16 protein-coding genes are annotated in these 16,278 nt (G+C 63.5%); all 16 read left to right on the plus strand.

Going from position 1 to position 16,278, the window contains the following annotated elements; genetic code table 11:
• Positions 1-72: 72 nt before the first annotated feature.
• The 16 genes from SJY41_RS03665 to nuoN all read left to right on the plus strand — a co-directional run bounded on the left by SJY41_RS03665 (position 73) and on the right by nuoN (position 16,277).
• On the plus strand, positions 73-885 hold the full coding sequence (locus SJY41_RS03665) for an inositol monophosphatase family protein (RefSeq protein WP_056048515.1): 813 nt from the start codon (positions 73-75) through the stop codon (positions 883-885).
• 457 nt (positions 886-1,342) lie between these two features.
• Positions 1,343-1,717, plus strand: coding sequence for an NADH-quinone oxidoreductase subunit A (locus SJY41_RS03670; RefSeq protein ID WP_056048518.1), 375 nt, complete (start codon positions 1,343-1,345; stop codon positions 1,715-1,717).
• Complete coding sequence (locus SJY41_RS03675; RefSeq protein ID WP_056058310.1) at positions 1,708-2,256, plus strand: NADH-quinone oxidoreductase subunit B family protein; 549 nt, start codon at positions 1,708-1,710, stop codon at positions 2,254-2,256. The genes SJY41_RS03670 and SJY41_RS03675 overlap by 10 nt, the downstream gene beginning before the upstream one ends.
• Complete coding sequence (locus tag SJY41_RS03680; protein ID WP_380779154.1) at positions 2,253-3,113, plus strand: NADH-quinone oxidoreductase subunit C; 861 nt, start codon at positions 2,253-2,255, stop codon at positions 3,111-3,113. Before SJY41_RS03675 ends, SJY41_RS03680 begins: the two co-directional genes overlap by 4 nt.
• A gap of 17 nt (positions 3,114-3,130) precedes the next feature.
• The gene (locus SJY41_RS03685; RefSeq protein WP_380784046.1) at positions 3,131-4,345 is read left to right on the plus strand and encodes an NADH-quinone oxidoreductase subunit D; all 1,215 of its coding nucleotides are present in this window, start codon (positions 3,131-3,133) and stop codon (positions 4,343-4,345) included.
• Positions 4,342-4,680 carry a nuclear transport factor 2 family protein gene (locus SJY41_RS03690; RefSeq protein ID WP_380779156.1) on the plus strand — a complete coding sequence of 113 codons (339 nt, stop codon included), beginning with the start codon at positions 4,342-4,344 and terminating at the stop codon, positions 4,678-4,680. The genes SJY41_RS03685 and SJY41_RS03690 overlap by 4 nt, the downstream gene beginning before the upstream one ends.
• Complete coding sequence (locus SJY41_RS03695) at positions 4,680-5,348, plus strand: complex I 24 kDa subunit family protein (RefSeq protein ID WP_380779158.1); 669 nt, start codon at positions 4,680-4,682, stop codon at positions 5,346-5,348. The genes SJY41_RS03690 and SJY41_RS03695 overlap by 1 nt, the downstream gene beginning before the upstream one ends.
• The gene (gene nuoF / locus SJY41_RS03700) at positions 5,348-6,649 is read left to right on the plus strand and encodes an NADH-quinone oxidoreductase subunit NuoF (protein ID WP_380779159.1); all 1,302 of its coding nucleotides are present in this window, start codon (positions 5,348-5,350) and stop codon (positions 6,647-6,649) included. Before SJY41_RS03695 ends, nuoF begins: the two co-directional genes overlap by 1 nt.
• Entirely contained in the window at positions 6,649-8,643 is a 1,995-nt protein-coding gene (gene nuoG, locus SJY41_RS03705) for an NADH-quinone oxidoreductase subunit NuoG (RefSeq protein WP_380779161.1), read from the plus strand. Before nuoF ends, nuoG begins: the two co-directional genes overlap by 1 nt.
• Positions 8,640-9,686: an NADH-quinone oxidoreductase subunit NuoH gene (gene nuoH, locus SJY41_RS03710; protein ID WP_056058320.1), complete on the plus strand. Its 1,047-nt coding sequence runs from the start codon at positions 8,640-8,642 to the stop codon at positions 9,684-9,686. Before nuoG ends, nuoH begins: the two co-directional genes overlap by 4 nt.
• On the plus strand, positions 9,683-10,168 hold the full coding sequence (gene nuoI / locus SJY41_RS03715) for an NADH-quinone oxidoreductase subunit NuoI (protein ID WP_055877898.1): 486 nt from the start codon (positions 9,683-9,685) through the stop codon (positions 10,166-10,168). Before nuoH ends, nuoI begins: the two co-directional genes overlap by 4 nt.
• A 119-nt stretch (positions 10,169-10,287) precedes the next feature.
• Positions 10,288-10,899, plus strand: coding sequence for an NADH-quinone oxidoreductase subunit J (locus SJY41_RS03720; RefSeq protein WP_056048540.1), 612 nt, complete (start codon positions 10,288-10,290; stop codon positions 10,897-10,899).
• The gene (nuoK, locus tag SJY41_RS03725) at positions 10,896-11,204 is read left to right on the plus strand and encodes an NADH-quinone oxidoreductase subunit NuoK (RefSeq protein ID WP_082441002.1); all 309 of its coding nucleotides are present in this window, start codon (positions 10,896-10,898) and stop codon (positions 11,202-11,204) included. Before SJY41_RS03720 ends, nuoK begins: the two co-directional genes overlap by 4 nt.
• Positions 11,205-11,209: 5 nt before the next feature.
• Entirely contained in the window at positions 11,210-13,297 is a 2,088-nt protein-coding gene (gene nuoL, locus SJY41_RS03730; RefSeq protein WP_380779165.1) for an NADH-quinone oxidoreductase subunit L, read from the plus strand.
• The gene (locus SJY41_RS03735) at positions 13,297-14,832 is read left to right on the plus strand and encodes an NADH-quinone oxidoreductase subunit M (RefSeq protein WP_380779167.1); all 1,536 of its coding nucleotides are present in this window, start codon (positions 13,297-13,299) and stop codon (positions 14,830-14,832) included. The genes nuoL and SJY41_RS03735 overlap by 1 nt, the downstream gene beginning before the upstream one ends.
• Complete coding sequence (nuoN, locus tag SJY41_RS03740; RefSeq protein ID WP_380779169.1) at positions 14,832-16,277, plus strand: NADH-quinone oxidoreductase subunit NuoN; 1,446 nt, start codon at positions 14,832-14,834, stop codon at positions 16,275-16,277. Before SJY41_RS03735 ends, nuoN begins: the two co-directional genes overlap by 1 nt.
• Position 16,278 lies beyond the last annotated feature (1 nt).

Consider the following 16,278-nt stretch of genomic DNA (forward strand, 5'->3'; position numbering starts at 1 on the left):
GGCTGCGTCATCGCGCCACTTTCCTGGGAACACCAACCCGCCCTCTTCCAAGTGGAGAGGTGGAGATTTTCAATGCCCAGCCATTCAGGCATCATGACCGTCATCGAGCGCGCTGCCCGCAAGGCAGCGCCGCGCCTGCGCCGCGACTTCAACGAGGTGCAACAGCTTCAGGTAAGCCGCAAGGGTCCGGCCGACTTCGTCAGCCAGGCCGACCAGCGCGCCGAGCAGACGATCTTCGAAGAACTGAGCCATGCGCGTCCCGATTGGGGCATGCTCATGGAGGAGCGCGGCGAGGTCGAGGGCGATCCGAACAAGCCGCGGTTTATCGTCGATCCGCTGGATGGGACGTCGAACTTCCTTCACGGCATCCCGCATTTCTGCATCTCGATCGCGGTTGAGGAGCCGATGCCGAACGGCAAGCGCGAGGTTACCACGGCGCTGGTGTATCAGCCGCTGACCGACGAGAGCTTCTGGGCCGAGAAGGGCCGGGGGGCGTGGCTTACCGACCAGCGGCTGCGCGTGTCGTCGCGGCGTGATCTTTCCGAATCGCTAATTGCTACGGGGATCCCGTTCCTCGGGCATGGCGACTTCGCGCAGTGGAGCCGGATCTTCGGTGCGGTTGCGCCTGAAGTGGCGGGCATTCGTCGGCTTGGCGCAGCGGCGCTGGATCTTGCCTGGCTTGCTGCCGGTCGTTTTGACGGGTTCTGGGAATCGAACCTGAAGCCCTGGGACGTCGCGGCGGGGATGTTGCTGGTCAAGGAAGCCGGCGGCTTCGTCACCGATTTCCGCGGTGGCGATCGGGCGATGGAGCGCAACGAGTTCCTCGCGGCGAACGATGCGCTGCACTCGCGGTTGCATAAGCTGGTCGCCGGCGCGCTGCGTTAACGCGGAGGGAGGGGGCGCCTTCTTCTCTCTCTCTCTCTCTCTGTTCTTCTTTCTGTCGCTGCCCCGTCTGCCGACCAACCCTGCCACCATCCGTCACCCCAGCGAAAGCTGGGGTATCCCCGTGGTGGCCGCTGCGCTCGCCAACCATGATACCCCAGCTTTCGCTGGGGTGACGGGAAGAGACGGGCGACGGGGAGAAGCGGGTGACGGGTATAAGGCAGGTGACAGGTATGAGGTGCTAAGCGACAGGCACGGGTTAGGTGAGCCGTAAGAACCAGAAGCTCACTAATATTCAAATCGAGCTAAGGTCACGGCTGTTGATAGCACGCGTCCAGCGATGACCCTCGCGCGTCATTTCTCCTCGTGTTGCGAGTGATTCTCACACCCTGCGAGCCTTGCCCATCACCCGCCATCGGCCTAAAGCGGCCCCGTTCCGTTCGCACTTGCGAGAAGCAATTTGGTCGACCTGTCGCACTATCTTCCGATCCTCCTGTTCCTCGGGATCGCCATCGCATTGTCGAGCACGTTCGTGTTCCTGCCGATGGCCGTCTCGCGCCTCACCGGGTCGCACAAGCCTACGCCTGAGAAGCTCAGCGAATACGAGTGCGGCTTTCCCGCATTCGAGGATCCGCGGAGCCAGTTCGACGTACGCTTCTACCTGATCGCCATCCTCTTCATCATCTTCGATCTCGAGGCCGCGTTCCTGTATCCCTGGGCCGTCTCGGTCTTCACGCTCGGCTGGACCGCGTGGATTTCGATGATGATCTTTATCGGCGAATTGGCCCTTGGCCTCGTCTACGCATGGAAGAAGGGAGCACTCGATTGGGAGTAGAGCTTCAGCCCGCACCCGGTTCGCCCAGCTCGCTGGTGCCACCCGACCAGGGCTTTTTCGACGGATTGAACGGTGAACTGACGGACAAGGGTTTCCTTGTCACGTCGACCGAGGAGCTGTTCCAGTGGGCCCGCACCGGCTCGCTGTGGTGGATGACGTTCGGGCTCGCGTGCTGCGCGGTCGAGATGATCCACGTCAACATGCCGCGCTACGATCTCGAGCGCTTCGGCGCCGCACCGCGCGCGTCGCCGCGCCAGTCGGACGTGATGATCGTTGCCGGGACGCTGTGCAACAAGATGGCGCCGGCACTGCGCAAGGTTTACGACCAGATGTCCGAGCCGAAGTACGTGATCTCGATGGGATCGTGTGCGAACGGCGGCGGCTATTATCATTACAGCTATAGCGTCGTGCGTGGCTGCGACCGGATCGTGCCGGTGGACATCTATGTCCCCGGGTGCCCGCCGACGGCTGAGGCGTTGCTGTACGGCATCATGCAGTTGCAACGGAAGATCCGGCGGTCCGGGAGCATCGAGCGTTGAGGGCTCCCGCACCAGCTTACACGTCGAACGACGGCGTGATCGACAGCGCCCGCGCGGCACTCGGCGGCATGCTGCTGGACGCTGTCGACCATGTCGGCGAAGTCGCGCTGCACGTCCGTCGCGAAGACTTGTACGACGCGATGATCGCGCTGCGCGACACGCCGGGGCTTGCCTACCAGCAGCTCATGGAGATCGCGGGCGTCGACTATCCAGATCGCGCGGAGCGGTTCGAGGTCGTCTATTGCATGCTGTCGCTGACGCGAAACCATCGCCTGCGCGTCCATGTCGCGACCGACGAGGAAAAGCCTGTGCCGTCGGTGACGGGCATCTGGCCGGTCGCGGGCTGGCTCGAGCGCGAAGTGTACGACATGTACGGCGTGCTGTTCACCGGCAACCCGGACCTGCGGCGTATCCTGACCGATTACGGTTTTCGTGGTCACCCGCAGCGCAAGGACTTCCCGCTGACCGGGTATGTCGAGCTGCGCTATTCGGAAGAGTCGAAGCGCGTCGTGTACGAGCCGGTGCAGCTCGCGCAGGACTTCCGCACGTTCGACTTCATGAGCCCGTGGGAAGGCGCGAACTACGTGCTTCCCGGCGACGAGAAGGGCGCTTTGCCCGAGACCAAGGGCGCGCCGACGCCGCTCAAGGCCGACACGATCGTCAAGGCTGATGCCGCGCAGTCGCCGACCAAGGCACCGGCCGCGCCGAGCGAACCCTATGCCAAGAAGGACGCGAAGCACACGGGACAGAGTGGCGCTGGCGAACCCGATCCAGGCAACCAAAAGCAGGACAAGCCCGTGGAATCGGATGTTATCCCGAGCAAGGGTGCCAACGGAACTGGGGGACAGAACCAGTGAGCGACTATGTCGACGAACTGCTGGGTCAAGCCGATCTCGCCGATCCCACGACCGGCGACGTCACGATCCAGAACTACACGATCAATTTCGGTCCGCAGCATCCGGCCGCGCACGGCGTGTTGCGCCTTGTCATGGAGCTGGACGGTGAGATCGTCGAGCGCGTCGATCCGCATATCGGCCTGCTGCACCGCGGCACCGAGAAGCTGATCGAGTACAAGACGTACGTGCAGGCGCTGCCGTATTTCGATCGTCTCGATTACTGCTCGCCACTGTGCATGGAGCATAGCTGGGTGCTGGCGGTCGAGAAGCTGCTCGACCTCGAAGTGCCCGAGCGCGCGCAGTATCTGCGGGTGTTCTTCGCCGAGCTGACGCGCATCTCGAACCACATGCTCAATCTCGGGTCGCACGTCATGGACGTCGGCGCGATGACGCCGAACCTGTGGCTGTTCGAGATTCGCGAAGACTGCATGAACTTCTTCGAGCGCGTTTCTGGCGCGCGCATGCATTCGAACTATTTCCGTCCCGGTGGCGTGCATCAGGATGCGCCGTTGAAGTTGCTGGCCGACATCGGCGACTGGCTCGACACGCGCCTGCCGCGGCTGTTCGAGGATGCGATCTCGCTGGTCGCGGACAACCGCATCTTCAAGCAGCGCAACGTCGACATCGCCGTGGTCAGTCGCGACGACGCGATCAAATGGGGCTTTTCCGGCCCGATGATCCGCGGCTCGGGGATCGCCTGGGATCTGCGCAAGTCGCAGCCCTACGACGCCTATGCGAAGATGGACTTCGAGGTGCCGGTCGGCACACGCGGCGATTGCTATGACCGGTTCATGGTGCGCGTGGAGGAAGTGCGTCAGTCCGCGCGGATCATGAAGCAGTGCCTGCGCGACATGCCCGAGGGGCCGATCGCGTCGCTCGATCGTAAGGTCGTGCCGCCCAAGCGTGGCGAGATGAAGCAGTCGATGGAAGCGCTGATCCATCACTTCAAGCTCTACACCGAGGGCTTCCACGTGCCTGCCGGCGACGTCTATGTCGCAACCGAGAGCCCCAAGGGCGAGTTCGGCGTGTATCTCGTCGCCGATGGCTCGAACAAGCCGTACCGCTGCAAGATCCGCCCGACCGCGTTCTCGCATCTGCAAGCCATGGACTTCATGGCGAAGGGCCACATGCTGGCGGATACGACCGCGATCCTCGGCGCGATGGATATCGTGTTCGGCGAGTGCGATCGATGAGCGATCCGCGTATCGACACCGCCCATCGTATGATCGCGCTGTACAACGATCAGGATGCCGACGGGTATGTCGCGCTGATGACCGAGGATGCCTGCGAGGCGACCTATCGCGGCGCTGTCCTACGTGACGGGCGCGAAGGCGTTCGGTCCGGTCTGAAGGCAATGTTCGAGCAGTATCCGCAGAACCGCGCCGATATCATGTCGAGCTATGTCCTGGGCGATACCGTCGTGTTGCACGAGACGGTCGCGCGCGCGCCGGACGGCGACCAGTTCGAGGTCATGTCCATATATTCCTTCAGCGGCGACCAAGTCGATCGCGTGGAGTTCATTCGCTAATGGCTGAAGCACCAAAAATCCCCGACGAGGCCGAGACCCGCGCACGCTGGGGTTCGTTCGCATGGACGGATGAGAACCAGGTGAAGGCGAACGAGATTCTCGGGCGCTATCCCAAGGGTCGCGAACAGTCGGCGTCGCTCCCGTTCCTCGATCTTGCTCAGCGCCAGGTCGGTGCGGAAACGCAGACGCAGGGCTGGTTGCCGGTGCCGGTGATCGAGTTCGTCGCGCGTCAGATCAGCGTGCCGTACATGCGCGTGTACGAGGTCGTGACGTTTTACACGATGTTCAACCTTGCGCCGGTCGGTCGCTTCCATGTCCAGGTCTGCGGTACGACGCCGTGCATGCTGCGTGGGTCGGACGACGTTCTGGCCGCGTGCAAGAACCGTGGGCTGGTCAAGGGTGGCACGACGCCGGACGGCATGTTCACGCTGACCGAGGTCGAGTGCCTGGGTACGTGCGCGAACGCGCCGATGGTGCAGATCAACGATGATAACTTCGAAGATCTCGATTACGACAAGACGACCGAGATTCTCGAAGCGCTGGCCAATGGCGGGCACCCGACGCCGGGTCCGCAATTCGGTCGTCGCGCGAGCTGCCCAGAAGGCGGCCCGACCTCGCTGAAGGCGATGGTCGACGCGAACCACGATTACCGGGGGGAGTGGGCCTGATGCTCGCCGACAAGGATCGCATCTTTACCAACGTCTACGGTTTTCAGCCGTGGAATATCGACGCGGCGATCATGCGCGGCGATTGGGACAACACCAAGGACCTGATGGCGCTCGGCCAGGACGCTATCATCGACGTGATGAAGGCGTCGGGGCTGCGCGGCCGTGGCGGTGCGGGCTTCCCGACCGGTACCAAATGGTCGTTCATGCCGAAGGAGCCGAAGCCGGACCGGCCGAACTTCCTCGTCATCAACGCCGATGAGTCCGAGCCGGGCAGCTGCAAGGATCGCGAGATCATCCGTCACGATCCGCACAAGCTGATCGAAGGCGCACTGATCGCCGGGTTCGCGATGCGCGCGCGTGCGGCGTACATCTACATCCGCGGCGAGTATATTCGCGAGGCCGAGACGCTGTTCGCAGCCGTTGCCGAGGCCTATGATCGCGGCTTCATCGGCAAGAACGCGTGCGGGTCGGGCTACGACTTCGACGTGTTCGTGCACCGGGGTGCGGGCGCGTACATCTGCGGCGAAGAGACCGCGATGCTGGAGAGCCTCGAGGGGAAGAAGGGCCAGCCGCGGCTGAAGCCTCCATTCCCGGCGGGCGCAGGCCTCTATGGCTGCCCGACGACGGTGAACAACGTCGAGTCGATCGCGGTTGCCCCCACAATCCTGCGACGTGGCGCGGCGTGGTTCTCCAGCTTCGGCGCGGAGAATAACCGCGGCACCAAGCTGTTCCAGATCAGCGGCCATGTGAACAAGCCGTGCGTCGTCGAGGAGGAGATGAGCATCTCGTTCCGCGACCTGATCGAGACGCATTGCGGCGGCATTCGTGGCGGCTGGGACAACCTGCTCGCGGTGATCCCGGGTGGTTCTTCGGTGCCGCTCGTGCCCGCCGCGCAGATCATGGACTGCGCGATGGACTTCGACGGCCTGAAGGCGGTCGGCTCGGGCCTCGGCACCGCGGCGATCATCGTCATGGACAAGTCGACTGACATCGTCCGCGCGATCAGCCGCATCTCGTACTTTTACAAGCATGAGAGCTGTGGCCAGTGCACCCCGTGCCGCGAAGGTACTGGCTGGATGTGGCGCGTGATGGAGCGGATGCGCACCGGCGACGCCGAACTGTCCGAGATCGACATGCTCCAGCAGGTCACCAAGCAGGTCGAGGGTCACTCGATCTGCGCGCTCGGAGACGCAGCCGCATGGCCGATCCAAGGCCTGATCAAGCATTTCCGCCCCGAGATGGAGCGCCGTATCCGTGAGCGCGGTGGCGAAACCGCGCCGATGATGGAAGCCGCAGAGTAATGCCCTTAGTCAAAGTCGATGGCGTAGAGATCGAGGTGCCGCAGGGTGCCACCGTGCTGCAGGCGTGCGAGCTTGCCGGCAAGGAGATTCCGCGTTTCTGTTATCATGAGCGGCTGAGCATCGCCGGCAATTGCCGGATGTGCCTGGTCGAGGTGAAGCCTGGTCCGCCCAAGCCGCAGGCGTCGTGCGCGCTGCCGGCGGCGGACAAGCAGGAGATCTTCACCAACTCGCCGATGGTGAAGAATGCCCGCGAGGGCATCATGGAATTCCTGCTGATCAATCATCCGCTCGATTGCCCGATCTGCGATCAGGGCGGCGAGTGCGATCTTCAGGACCAGTCGGTAGCCTATGGCCGCGGCCATTCGCGCTACGACGAGAACAAGCGCGCGGTCACCGAGAAGTACATGGGTCCGATCGTCAAGACGGTCATGACCCGCTGCATCCAGTGCACGCGCTGCATCCGGTTCGCCGAGGAAGTGTCCGGCGTCGAGGAGATCGGTGCGATCTTCCGCGGCGAGGATATGCAGATCACCTCGTATCTCGAGAATGCGGTCAAGAGCGAGCTTTCCGGCAACGTCGTCGATCTGTGCCCGGTCGGTGCACTGACGTCGAAGCCGTATGCGTTCGAAGCGCGTCCGTGGGAATTGCGCAAGACGCTGACGATCGACGTGATGGACGCGGTCGGCACCAACATCCGGCTCGACAGCCGTGGTCGCCAAGTATTGCGCTGCGTACCGCGGATCAATGAGGACGTGAACGAGGAGTGGGCGACCGACAAGACGCGCCACGCGATCGACGGCCTGGTTCGTCGTCGTCTCGACAAGCCCTATGTCCGGGTGAACGGCAAGCTGGTTCCCGCGACGTGGGATGAAGCGTTTGCAGCGATCAAGGCGGTAAACGCCGGGTCGAGCGTTGCGGCTGTCGCCGGCGATCTGGTCGATTGCGAGACGATGTACGCCGCCAAGGCGCTGCTGGCGAAGATGGGATCGAGCCTGCTCGAAGGTCGTCAGACCGGCATGGATTACGATGCGACGAGCATCGCCGCGGTCAATTTCAACACGACGATCGCCGGCACCGAGCGTGCCGACGCGATCCTGCTGGTGGGCACCAACCTGCGCTGGGAAGCGCCGCTGGTGAACACGCGGGTGCGCAAGGCTATCAAGAAGGGCGCGAAGGTCTTTGCGATCGGGCCGGAGACGGACCTGACGTACAAGGTCGAATGGCTCGGCGACGATCTGGCGCTGCTCGGCAGTCTGCCTGACGCGGTGACCGAGGCGTTCGGCAAGGCCGAGCGTCCGATGGTGATCGTCGGTGGAGGCGCGCTGAAGGGTGGCCATGCGGCTGCGCTGAAGCTCGTCGATACGCTCGGTCTCTTGAAGGACGGCTGGAACGGCTTCAACGTCGTCCACATGGCAGCCTCGCGGATGGGCGGGCTGATGCTCGGCTATGCGCAGAAGGGCGGCATCGCCGACGTGATGGGGGCGAAGCTCGGCTTCTTCCTCGGCGCGGACGAGGTGGACTATTCGAAGTTCGCCGGCTTCAAGGTGTTCGTAGGCCATCACGGCGACAAGGGTGCGGCGGCCGCCGACGTCATCCTGCCGGGCGTCACCTATGCCGAGAAGTCGGGCACGTGGGTCAATCTCGAGGGGCGCGTCCAGCGCGGCGAGCGCGCGGTGTTCGCACCGGGCGACGCGCGTGACGACTGGTCGATCTTCCGCGCGTTGTCCGACACGCTTGGCCACACGCTTCCGTTTGACAGCTTCGAGGGGCTGCGCGAGGAAATGTACGCGGACGTGCCTGCGCTGCGTCATCAGGCGCTCGCGACGTTCGAGTGGAACCCGCCTTCGCTTAATGGTGCAGGTGAGGGTGTCCTCGCGGGCTATCCGATCAAGGACTTCTACCTGACCAACGCGATCTGCCGCGCGTCGCCGACGATGCAGCGCTGCTCGGCCGAACTTCTCCACGGGGAAGACTACGCGGAGGCAGCCGAATGATCTCCTGGTTCGAATCCTCGCTCGGTTACGACTGGGCGTTTTTCCTCGCGACGATCATCGACATCCTCGTGATCGCCCTGCCGCTGATGCTGGCGGTGGCGATGATCATCTATGCCGACCGCAAGATCTGGGCGGCGATGGCGTTGCGGCGTGGTCCCAACGTCGTCGGTCCGTTCGGTTTGCTGCAGAGCTTCGCCGACGGCCTGAAGGTGTTCCTGCAGGAGACGATCGTCCCCGCAGCCGCCAACCGGACTTTGTTCCTGCTCGCCCCGATCATCACCTTCACGGTCGCGCTGATCGTCTGGGCGGTGGTGCCGTTCGGGGTTGGTGTCGTGCTCGCGGACATCAACGTCGGGCTGCTCTACGTGCTCGCGGCCTCGTCGCTCGGCGTCTACGGGATCATCCTGTCGGGTTGGGCGTCGAACTCGAAATACCCGTTCTATTCGGCGCTTCGTGCGGCCGCGCAAATGGTGTCGTATGAGGTCGCGATCGGCTTCATCCTGATTTCGGTCGTGCTGTGGACTGGCAGCTTCAACTTGTCGGCGATCGTGATGGCGCAGAAGTCGCACGTCTGGTTCTTCAACGGGTACATCCTGAACCCGCTGATGTTCCCGATGGCGGTGATGTTCTTCATCTCGAGCCTGGCCGAGACGCAGCGTGCGCCCTTTGATCTGACCGAGGCGGAGAGCGAGCTCGTCGCCGGGTACCAGACCGAATATTCGTCGATGTCGTTCGCGCTGTTTTGGCTCGGCGAGTACGCCAACGTGCTGCTGATGTGCGCGCTGAACGCGACGCTGTTCTGGGGCGGCTGGCTGCCACCGGTCGACTGGGCACCGCTGTATTACGTGCCGGGGATCATCTGGCTGTTCGCCAAGATCCTGTTCTTCTTCTTCCTGTTCAGCTGGGTGAAGGCGACCGTGCCGCGCTATCGCTACGATCAGCTGATGCGGCTCGGCTGGAAGGTCTTCCTCCCCGTCTCGCTGTTCTGGGTTTTCCTCGTGTCGGGCTATCTCATGCTGACGCGCGTTGGAGTGGGTTCATGAGCGTCGCTCAGATCATCAAGTCGTTTACCCTGTGGGAATTCGTGAAGGCGCACGCGTTGACGCTTCGCTATTTCTTCAAGGAAAAGGCGACGATCAACTATCCGTACGAGCGTAACCCGGTTTCGCCGCGGTTCCGCGGCGAGCATGCGCTGCGTCGCTATCCGAATGGCGAGGAGCGGTGCATCGCGTGCAAGCTGTGCGAGGCCGTGTGCCCTGCGCAGGCGATCACGATCGAGGCCGAGCCGCGTGACGACGGTTCGCGCCGTACCACGCGCTACGACATCGACATGACCAAGTGCATCTATTGCGGCCTGTGTGCCGAGGCGTGCCCGGTCGACGCGATCGTCGAGGGGCCGAACTACGAGTTCGCCACCGAGACGCGCGAAGAGCTGATCTACGACAAGTCGAAGCTGCTCGATAATGGCGACCGTTGGGAAAGCGCGATCGCGGCGAACCTTGCCGCCGATGCGCCGTACCGTTAAGCGCTCGCGACGATGACCCAGACCTACTCCGTCATCCCAGCGCACGCTGGGATCTCCCCGTTTCAGAGCGCGCCCGCGCGGCTTGAGACCCCAGCGTTCGCTGGGGTGACGAGGACCTCATGATTCAGGCCTTAGCCTTCTACCTCTTCGCCTTCGTCGTCGTCCTGTCGGGCGCGTTGACGATCGCGTCGCGTAACCCGGTCCATTCGGTGATGTGGCTGATCCTCGCGTTCTTCAACGCGGCCGGCCTCATGATCCTGGTCGGCGCCGAGTTCATCGCGATGCTGCTCGTCATCGTCTATGTCGGCGCGGTCGCGGTGCTGTTCCTGTTCGTGGTCATGATGCTCGACATCGACTTCACCGAACTTCGCGCAGGCGTCGCCCGGTATTTCGGGATCGGCCTCGCGCTCGCCGTCGCACTCGCCGCCGAGGTGATGATAGCGATCGGTGCCTGGAGCACCGGTCCGATCCAGCTCGCACGGCGTGCCGCACCGATCGACGACACCGTGCCGAACATCCAGGCGATCGGTAACCTGCTCTATACGCGCTATCTGTTCGTGTTCGAGGGTGCCGGTCTGGTACTGCTGGTCGCGATGATCGGGGCGATCGTGCTGACCCACCGCCAGCGTGGCGGCGTCAAGGCGCAGAACATCAGCCGCCAGAACGCGCGCCGTCCGCAGGACGCCACGCGCAACACGAGCCCGGTCGTCGGGCAGGGAGTCGAACTGTGACGATCGGTCTCGTCCATTATCTGGTCGTCGCGGCGATCCTGTTCACGATGGGGGTGCTCGGCATCTTCCTGAACCGCAAGAACCTCATCGTCATCCTGATGGCGATCGAGCTGATCCTGCTGGCGGTGAACATCAATCTCGTCGCGTTCTCGGCGTTCCTCCATGATCTCGTCGGACAGGTGTTCGCGATGTTCGTGCTGACGGTCGCCGCGGGTGAAGCCGCGATCGGCCTCGCCATTCTCGTGATCTATTTCCGCGGTCGCGGCACCATCGCGGTCGACGACGTCAACCGGATGAAGGGGTAATACGGTTGATCCAGCTTATCGTCTTCCTGCCGTTACTGGCCGCGATCGTTGCCGGGTTCGGCAATCGCGCGATCGGCAACGTGCCGGCGAAACTCGTCACCACGGCTGCGCTGTTCGCATCGTGCCTGTTGTCCTGGCCGATCTTCATCGGCTTCCTGTCGGGCACCAGCACGGCCACCGTTGCGCCGCTGCTCGACTTCATCCACTCCGGCGACATGAACGTCGCGTGGTCGCTGCGCGTCGATGCGCTGACCGCGGTGATGCTCGTGGTCGTCACGTCGGTCTCGGCGCTCGTTCACCTGTATAGCTGGGGCTATATGGACGAGGATCCCGATCAGCCGCGCTTCTTCGCGTATCTGTCGCTGTTTACCTTCGCGATGCTGATGCTCGTGACCGCGAACAACCTCGTTCAGATGTTCTTCGGCTGGGAAGGCGTGGGTCTCGCATCCTACCTCCTGATCGGCTTCTGGTTCCGCAAGCCTTCGGCCAGCGCAGCGGCGATCAAGGCGTTCGTCGTCAACCGCGTCGGCGATCTCGGCTTCATGCTCGGTATCTTCGGCACGTTCCTGGTGTTCGGCACGGTCTCGATCCCCGAGATCCTCGCCGCGGCTCCTGGCATGGCGGGCTCGACGCTCGGCTTCCTCGGCTACCGTTTCGACACGATGACGGTGCTCTGCCTGCTGCTGTTCGTCGGTGCGATGGGGAAGTCGGCGCAGCTCGGCCTGCACACCTGGTTGCCGGATGCGATGGAAGGTCCGACCCCGGTGTCGGCGCTGATCCACGCGGCGACGATGGTCACCGCCGGCGTGTTCATGGTCTGCCGCCTGTCGCCGATGTTCGAGATGAGCCCGGTCGCGCTGACCGTGGTCACCTCTGTCGGTGCCGCGACCTGTTTGTTTGCGGCCACTTGCGGGCTCGTGCAGACCGACATCAAGCGCGTGATCGCATATTCGACCTGTTCGCAGCTCGGCTACATGTTCTTCGCGGCTGGTGTCGGCGCATACGGCGCAGCGATGTTCCACCTCTTCACGCACGCGTTCTTCAAGGCGCTGCTGTTCCTCGGCGCCGGCTCGGTCATCCATGCGATGCACCACGAGCAGGACATGCGCTATTATGGCGGCCTGCGTAAGAAGATCCCGGTGACGTTCTGGGCGATGATGGCGGGCACGCTCGCGATCACTGGCGTCGGTATCCCCGGCATTTTCGGCAACACCGCGATCGGGTTCGCAGGCTTCCATTCGAAGGATGCGATCATCGAGGCGAGCTGGGCTGCGGGCCAGCCGGGCGTGTGGTTCGTCGGCGTGCTCGTCGCGTTGCTGACCAGCTTCTATTCGTGGCGCGTGATGTTCCTGACCTTCTGGGGCAAGCCGCGCTGGGCCGCATCGGAGCACATCCAGCATGCGCTCCACGACGCTCATGGTCATGACCACCATGCGGACGATCATCACGGCAACCCGGCGCAGGCCGAGGACGCAGGTCATGCGCCGCACGATCACCACGATGCGCAGCACGCGCCGGCCGAAGGCGATGGTGGGTATCACCCGCACGAGAGCCCGCTGCCGATGCTGATCCCGCTGATCGTTCTGTCGATCGGTGCGGTCCTCGCCGGCTTCGTGTTCCACGGCTTCTTCATCGAGCCGACCGCAGGCGAAGAGTTCTGGAAGGGCGCACTCGCGTTCCGCGAACATCTGATGCACGAGATGCACGGCGTGCCGTTGCTGATCAAACTGTCGGCAACGATCGCGATGCTGCTTGGCCTGCTGACCGCCTGGTACGCCTATATCAAGGCACCGACGTTCCCGGCCAAGGTCGTCGAACAGTTCAGCGTGCTCTACGACTTCCTGCTGCATAAGTGGTATTTCGACGAGCTGTACGACCTGATCTTCGTCCGCCCGGCGTTCGCGATCGGCCGCTTCCTGTGGCACCGCGGTGACGAGAAGACGATCAACCGGTTCGGGCCCGACGGCGCGACCTGGGTCGTCCAGATCGGCAGCCGCGTGGCCAACCGCTTCCAGACGGGATACCTCTACACCTATGCCTTCGTCATGCTGATCGGGCTGACCGCAGCCGTAACCTGGGCGATCGGACTGTAATGACCGGCTTTCCTATCCTTTCCGCCCTGATCGCGGTCCCGATGATCGCGGCCGTCGCGTGCCTGTTCGTCTCGGCGAACACGGCGCGGACACTGGCACTGGCGGCGACGCTGATCGACTTCATTCTCGGCATTATGTTGTGGATGAACTACGATATCGGCGGCGCGCAGTGGCAGTTCGTCGAGCATGCCCCCGGCATCTTCGGCCCGTTCGGCTGGTCGCTCGGCATCGATGGCTTCGCGCTGATGCTGATCATGCTCAGCGTGTTCCTGATGCCGATCTGCATCGGCGCCAGCTGGCGTTCGATCACCACGCGCGTGCCTGAATACATGGCGGCGTTCCTGTTCACCGAAGTGCTGATGATCGGCACGTTCGCGGCGCAGGACCTGTTCCTGTTCTACGTGTTTTTCGAAGCCGGCCTGATCCCGATGTACCTGATCATCGGCATCTGGGGCGGCGCCAACCGGATCTACGCGTCGTACAAGTTCTTCCTGTACACGCTGCTCGGCTCGGTCCTGATGTTCATCGCGATGCTGTACATGGCGAAGACGGCGGGCACGACCAGCATCCCTGCGCTGATGAACTACGACTTCCCGGCGCACGTGCAGACGTGGCTGTGGCTGGCGTTCTTCGCATCGTTCGCGGTCAAGATGCCGATGTGGCCGGTCCATACCTGGTTGCCCGACGCACACGTCCAGGCGCCGACCGCAGGCTCGGTGATCCTGGCCGGCGTGCTGCTCAAGCTCGGCGGTTACGGCTTCCTGCGCTTCCTGCTGCCGATGTTCCCCGAAGCCTCGGGTCAGTTGACCTGGCTGATCTTCGGCCTGTCGGCGGTCGCGGTGATCTACACGTCGCTTGTCGCGCTCGTGCAGTCGGACATGAAGAAGCTGATCGCCTATTCGTCGGTCGCGCATATGGCGATCGTCACGATCGGTCTGTTCGCGTTCAACCGCCAGGGCATCGAAGGTGCGATGATCATGATGCTGAGCCACGGCCTGGTATCGGGCGCGTTGTTCCTGTGCGTCGGTGTGATCTACGACCAGCTCCATACCCGCGAGATCTCGCGCTATGGCGGCCTCGCGATCAACATGCCGAAGTACGCGATCTTCTTCCTGTTCTTCACGATGGCCTCGATCGGCCTGCCGGGCACCAGCGGCTTCGTCGCCGAGTTCCTGTCGTTGATGGGCACATATCAGGTCTCGACCTGGACCGCGCTGCTCTGCACGACGAGCATCATTCTCGGCGCCGCATACATGCTGTTCCTGTACCGTCGCGTGGTATTCGGTGAGATCAAGTCGGACGACGTCCGTGCGATGGTCGACCTGTCGGGCCGCGAGATGTGGCTGCTCGCACCGATCGCAGCCGTCGTGCTGTGGATGGGCGTGTATCCCGAGAGCTTCCTGGCACCGATGCGCAAGGACGTGGGCGTGCTTCTCGCCCGTGTCGACCGCGCCAAGCCGGCCAGCGATTCCAACCCAACCGCGGGGAAGCCCGCCGCAACCGTCCATAGTGCCGCGCACGGGGAGGCACACTGATGGATTACGCCGCTAACATCGCAATGACCCTGCCCGAACTGGTGCTGGCGTTGGGTGCGATCGCGCTGATGCTCGTCTCGGCCTGGGGCGGGGACAAATCCACGCGCGCCGTCTCGATCGCCGCTGTCTTTGTGCTGGCTGGGGCAGGGATCGCATTGGTCGGTCCGGCCTCGTCGGGCGGCTATGCGTTCGATGGCCTGTACCGCGCAGACGCGTTCGGCGCGTTCGCCAAGGTGCTGATCTACATCGCTTCGGCGGTCGCGATCGTGATGGCGCCGAGCTTTTTCGCACGCTCGCACGGCGACGATCTGCGGCCGGAATATCCGGTGCTGATCCTGCTCTCGGCATGCGGCATGGGAATCATGGTTTCGGCCACCGACATGCTGACGCTGTATGTCGGGCTCGAGCTCCAGAGCCTTGCGGCCTATGTCCTCGCCAGCTTCATGCGCCGCGACGGACGGTCTGCCGAAGCGGGTCTGAAGTATTTCGTGCTCGGCGCGCTGGCCAGCGGCATCCTGCTGTACGGCATCTCGCTGGTCTACGGGTTCAGCGGCACGACGTTGTTCTCGGGCATCTCGGAAGCCTATGCGGGCACCAAGTCGCTCGGCCTGCTGTTCGGTCTGGTGTTCGTGTTCGCTGGCCTTGCGTTCAAGATCAGCGCCGTGCCGTTCCACATGTGGACGCCCGACGTGTACGAAGGAGCACCGACCCCGGTCACTGCGTTCTTCGCGTCCGCCCCGAAGGTCGCAGCGCTTGCGCTCAGCGTTCGCGTGGCGGTCGATGCGATGGGTCCTGCTACCGACCAGTGGCGCCAGATCGTGATCTTCGCGGCACTCGCCTCGATCATCCTCGGTGCGGTCGCGGCGATCGGCCAGACCAACATCAAGCGCCTGCTCGCCTATTCGTCGATCAACAATGTCGGCTTCGCGCTGATCGGTCTCGCGGCCGGAACGCCGGAAGGCGTGTCGGGCCTGTTGATGTACCTGACGATCTACGTCGCGATGACGCTGGGTTCGTTCCTGGTCGTGTTGCAGATGCGGGGTGACGATGGTCAGCCGGTCGAGACGATCGACAGCCTCGCCGGCATGTCGCGGACTCGGCCTGCGTTGGCAGCGGCCCTCGCGATCTTCATGTTCAGCCTCGCCGGCATCCCGCCGCTGTTCGGCTTTTACGCGAAGTTCGCGGTGTTCAGCGCGGCGGTCGACGCCGGGCTGTTCCCGCTCGCGGTGGTCGGCATCGCCGCTTCGGTGATCGGCGCGTATTACTATCTGCGCGTCGTCAAGACGATGTACTTCGACGATCCGGCCCCCGCGTTTGCGCCGATGGAGAGCAAGGTCGAGGGTGGCCTCATCGCCATCGCGGCAGTGTTCGTGTCGCCAGCCGGCTATCTCCTCATCCCCGTGCTCGGCGCGTGGACGATGGCGGCCGCACGGGCGTTGTTCTGAG

This window comes from Sphingomonas sp. R86520, assembly GCF_042466285.1.
Classification (GTDB): Bacteria; Pseudomonadota; Alphaproteobacteria; order Sphingomonadales; family Sphingomonadaceae; genus Sphingomonas.

Excerpts from the sequence above, each read along its gene's own strand:
- nuoI (WP_055877898.1), top strand. The coding sequence starts at position 9,683 with ATGAGCGTCGCTCAGATCATCAAGTCGTTTACCCTGTGGGAATTCGTG.
- nuoH (WP_056058320.1), top strand. The coding sequence starts at position 8,640 with ATGATCTCCTGGTTCGAATCCTCGCTCGGTTACGACTGGGCGTTTTTC.
- SJY41_RS03735 (WP_380779167.1), top strand. The coding sequence starts at position 13,297 with ATGACCGGCTTTCCTATCCTTTCCGCCCTGATCGCGGTCCCGATGATC.
- SJY41_RS03665 (WP_056048515.1), top strand. The coding sequence starts at position 73 with ATGCCCAGCCATTCAGGCATCATGACCGTCATCGAGCGCGCTGCCCGC.
- SJY41_RS03720 (WP_056048540.1), top strand. The coding sequence starts at position 10,288 with ATGATTCAGGCCTTAGCCTTCTACCTCTTCGCCTTCGTCGTCGTCCTG.
- nuoF (WP_380779159.1), top strand. The coding sequence starts at position 5,348 with ATGCTCGCCGACAAGGATCGCATCTTTACCAACGTCTACGGTTTTCAG.
- nuoN (WP_380779169.1), top strand. The coding sequence starts at position 14,832 with ATGGATTACGCCGCTAACATCGCAATGACCCTGCCCGAACTGGTGCTG.
- SJY41_RS03695 (WP_380779158.1), top strand. The coding sequence starts at position 4,680 with ATGGCTGAAGCACCAAAAATCCCCGACGAGGCCGAGACCCGCGCACGC.
- SJY41_RS03690 (WP_380779156.1), top strand. The coding sequence starts at position 4,342 with ATGAGCGATCCGCGTATCGACACCGCCCATCGTATGATCGCGCTGTAC.
- nuoG (WP_380779161.1), top strand. The coding sequence starts at position 6,649 with ATGCCCTTAGTCAAAGTCGATGGCGTAGAGATCGAGGTGCCGCAGGGT.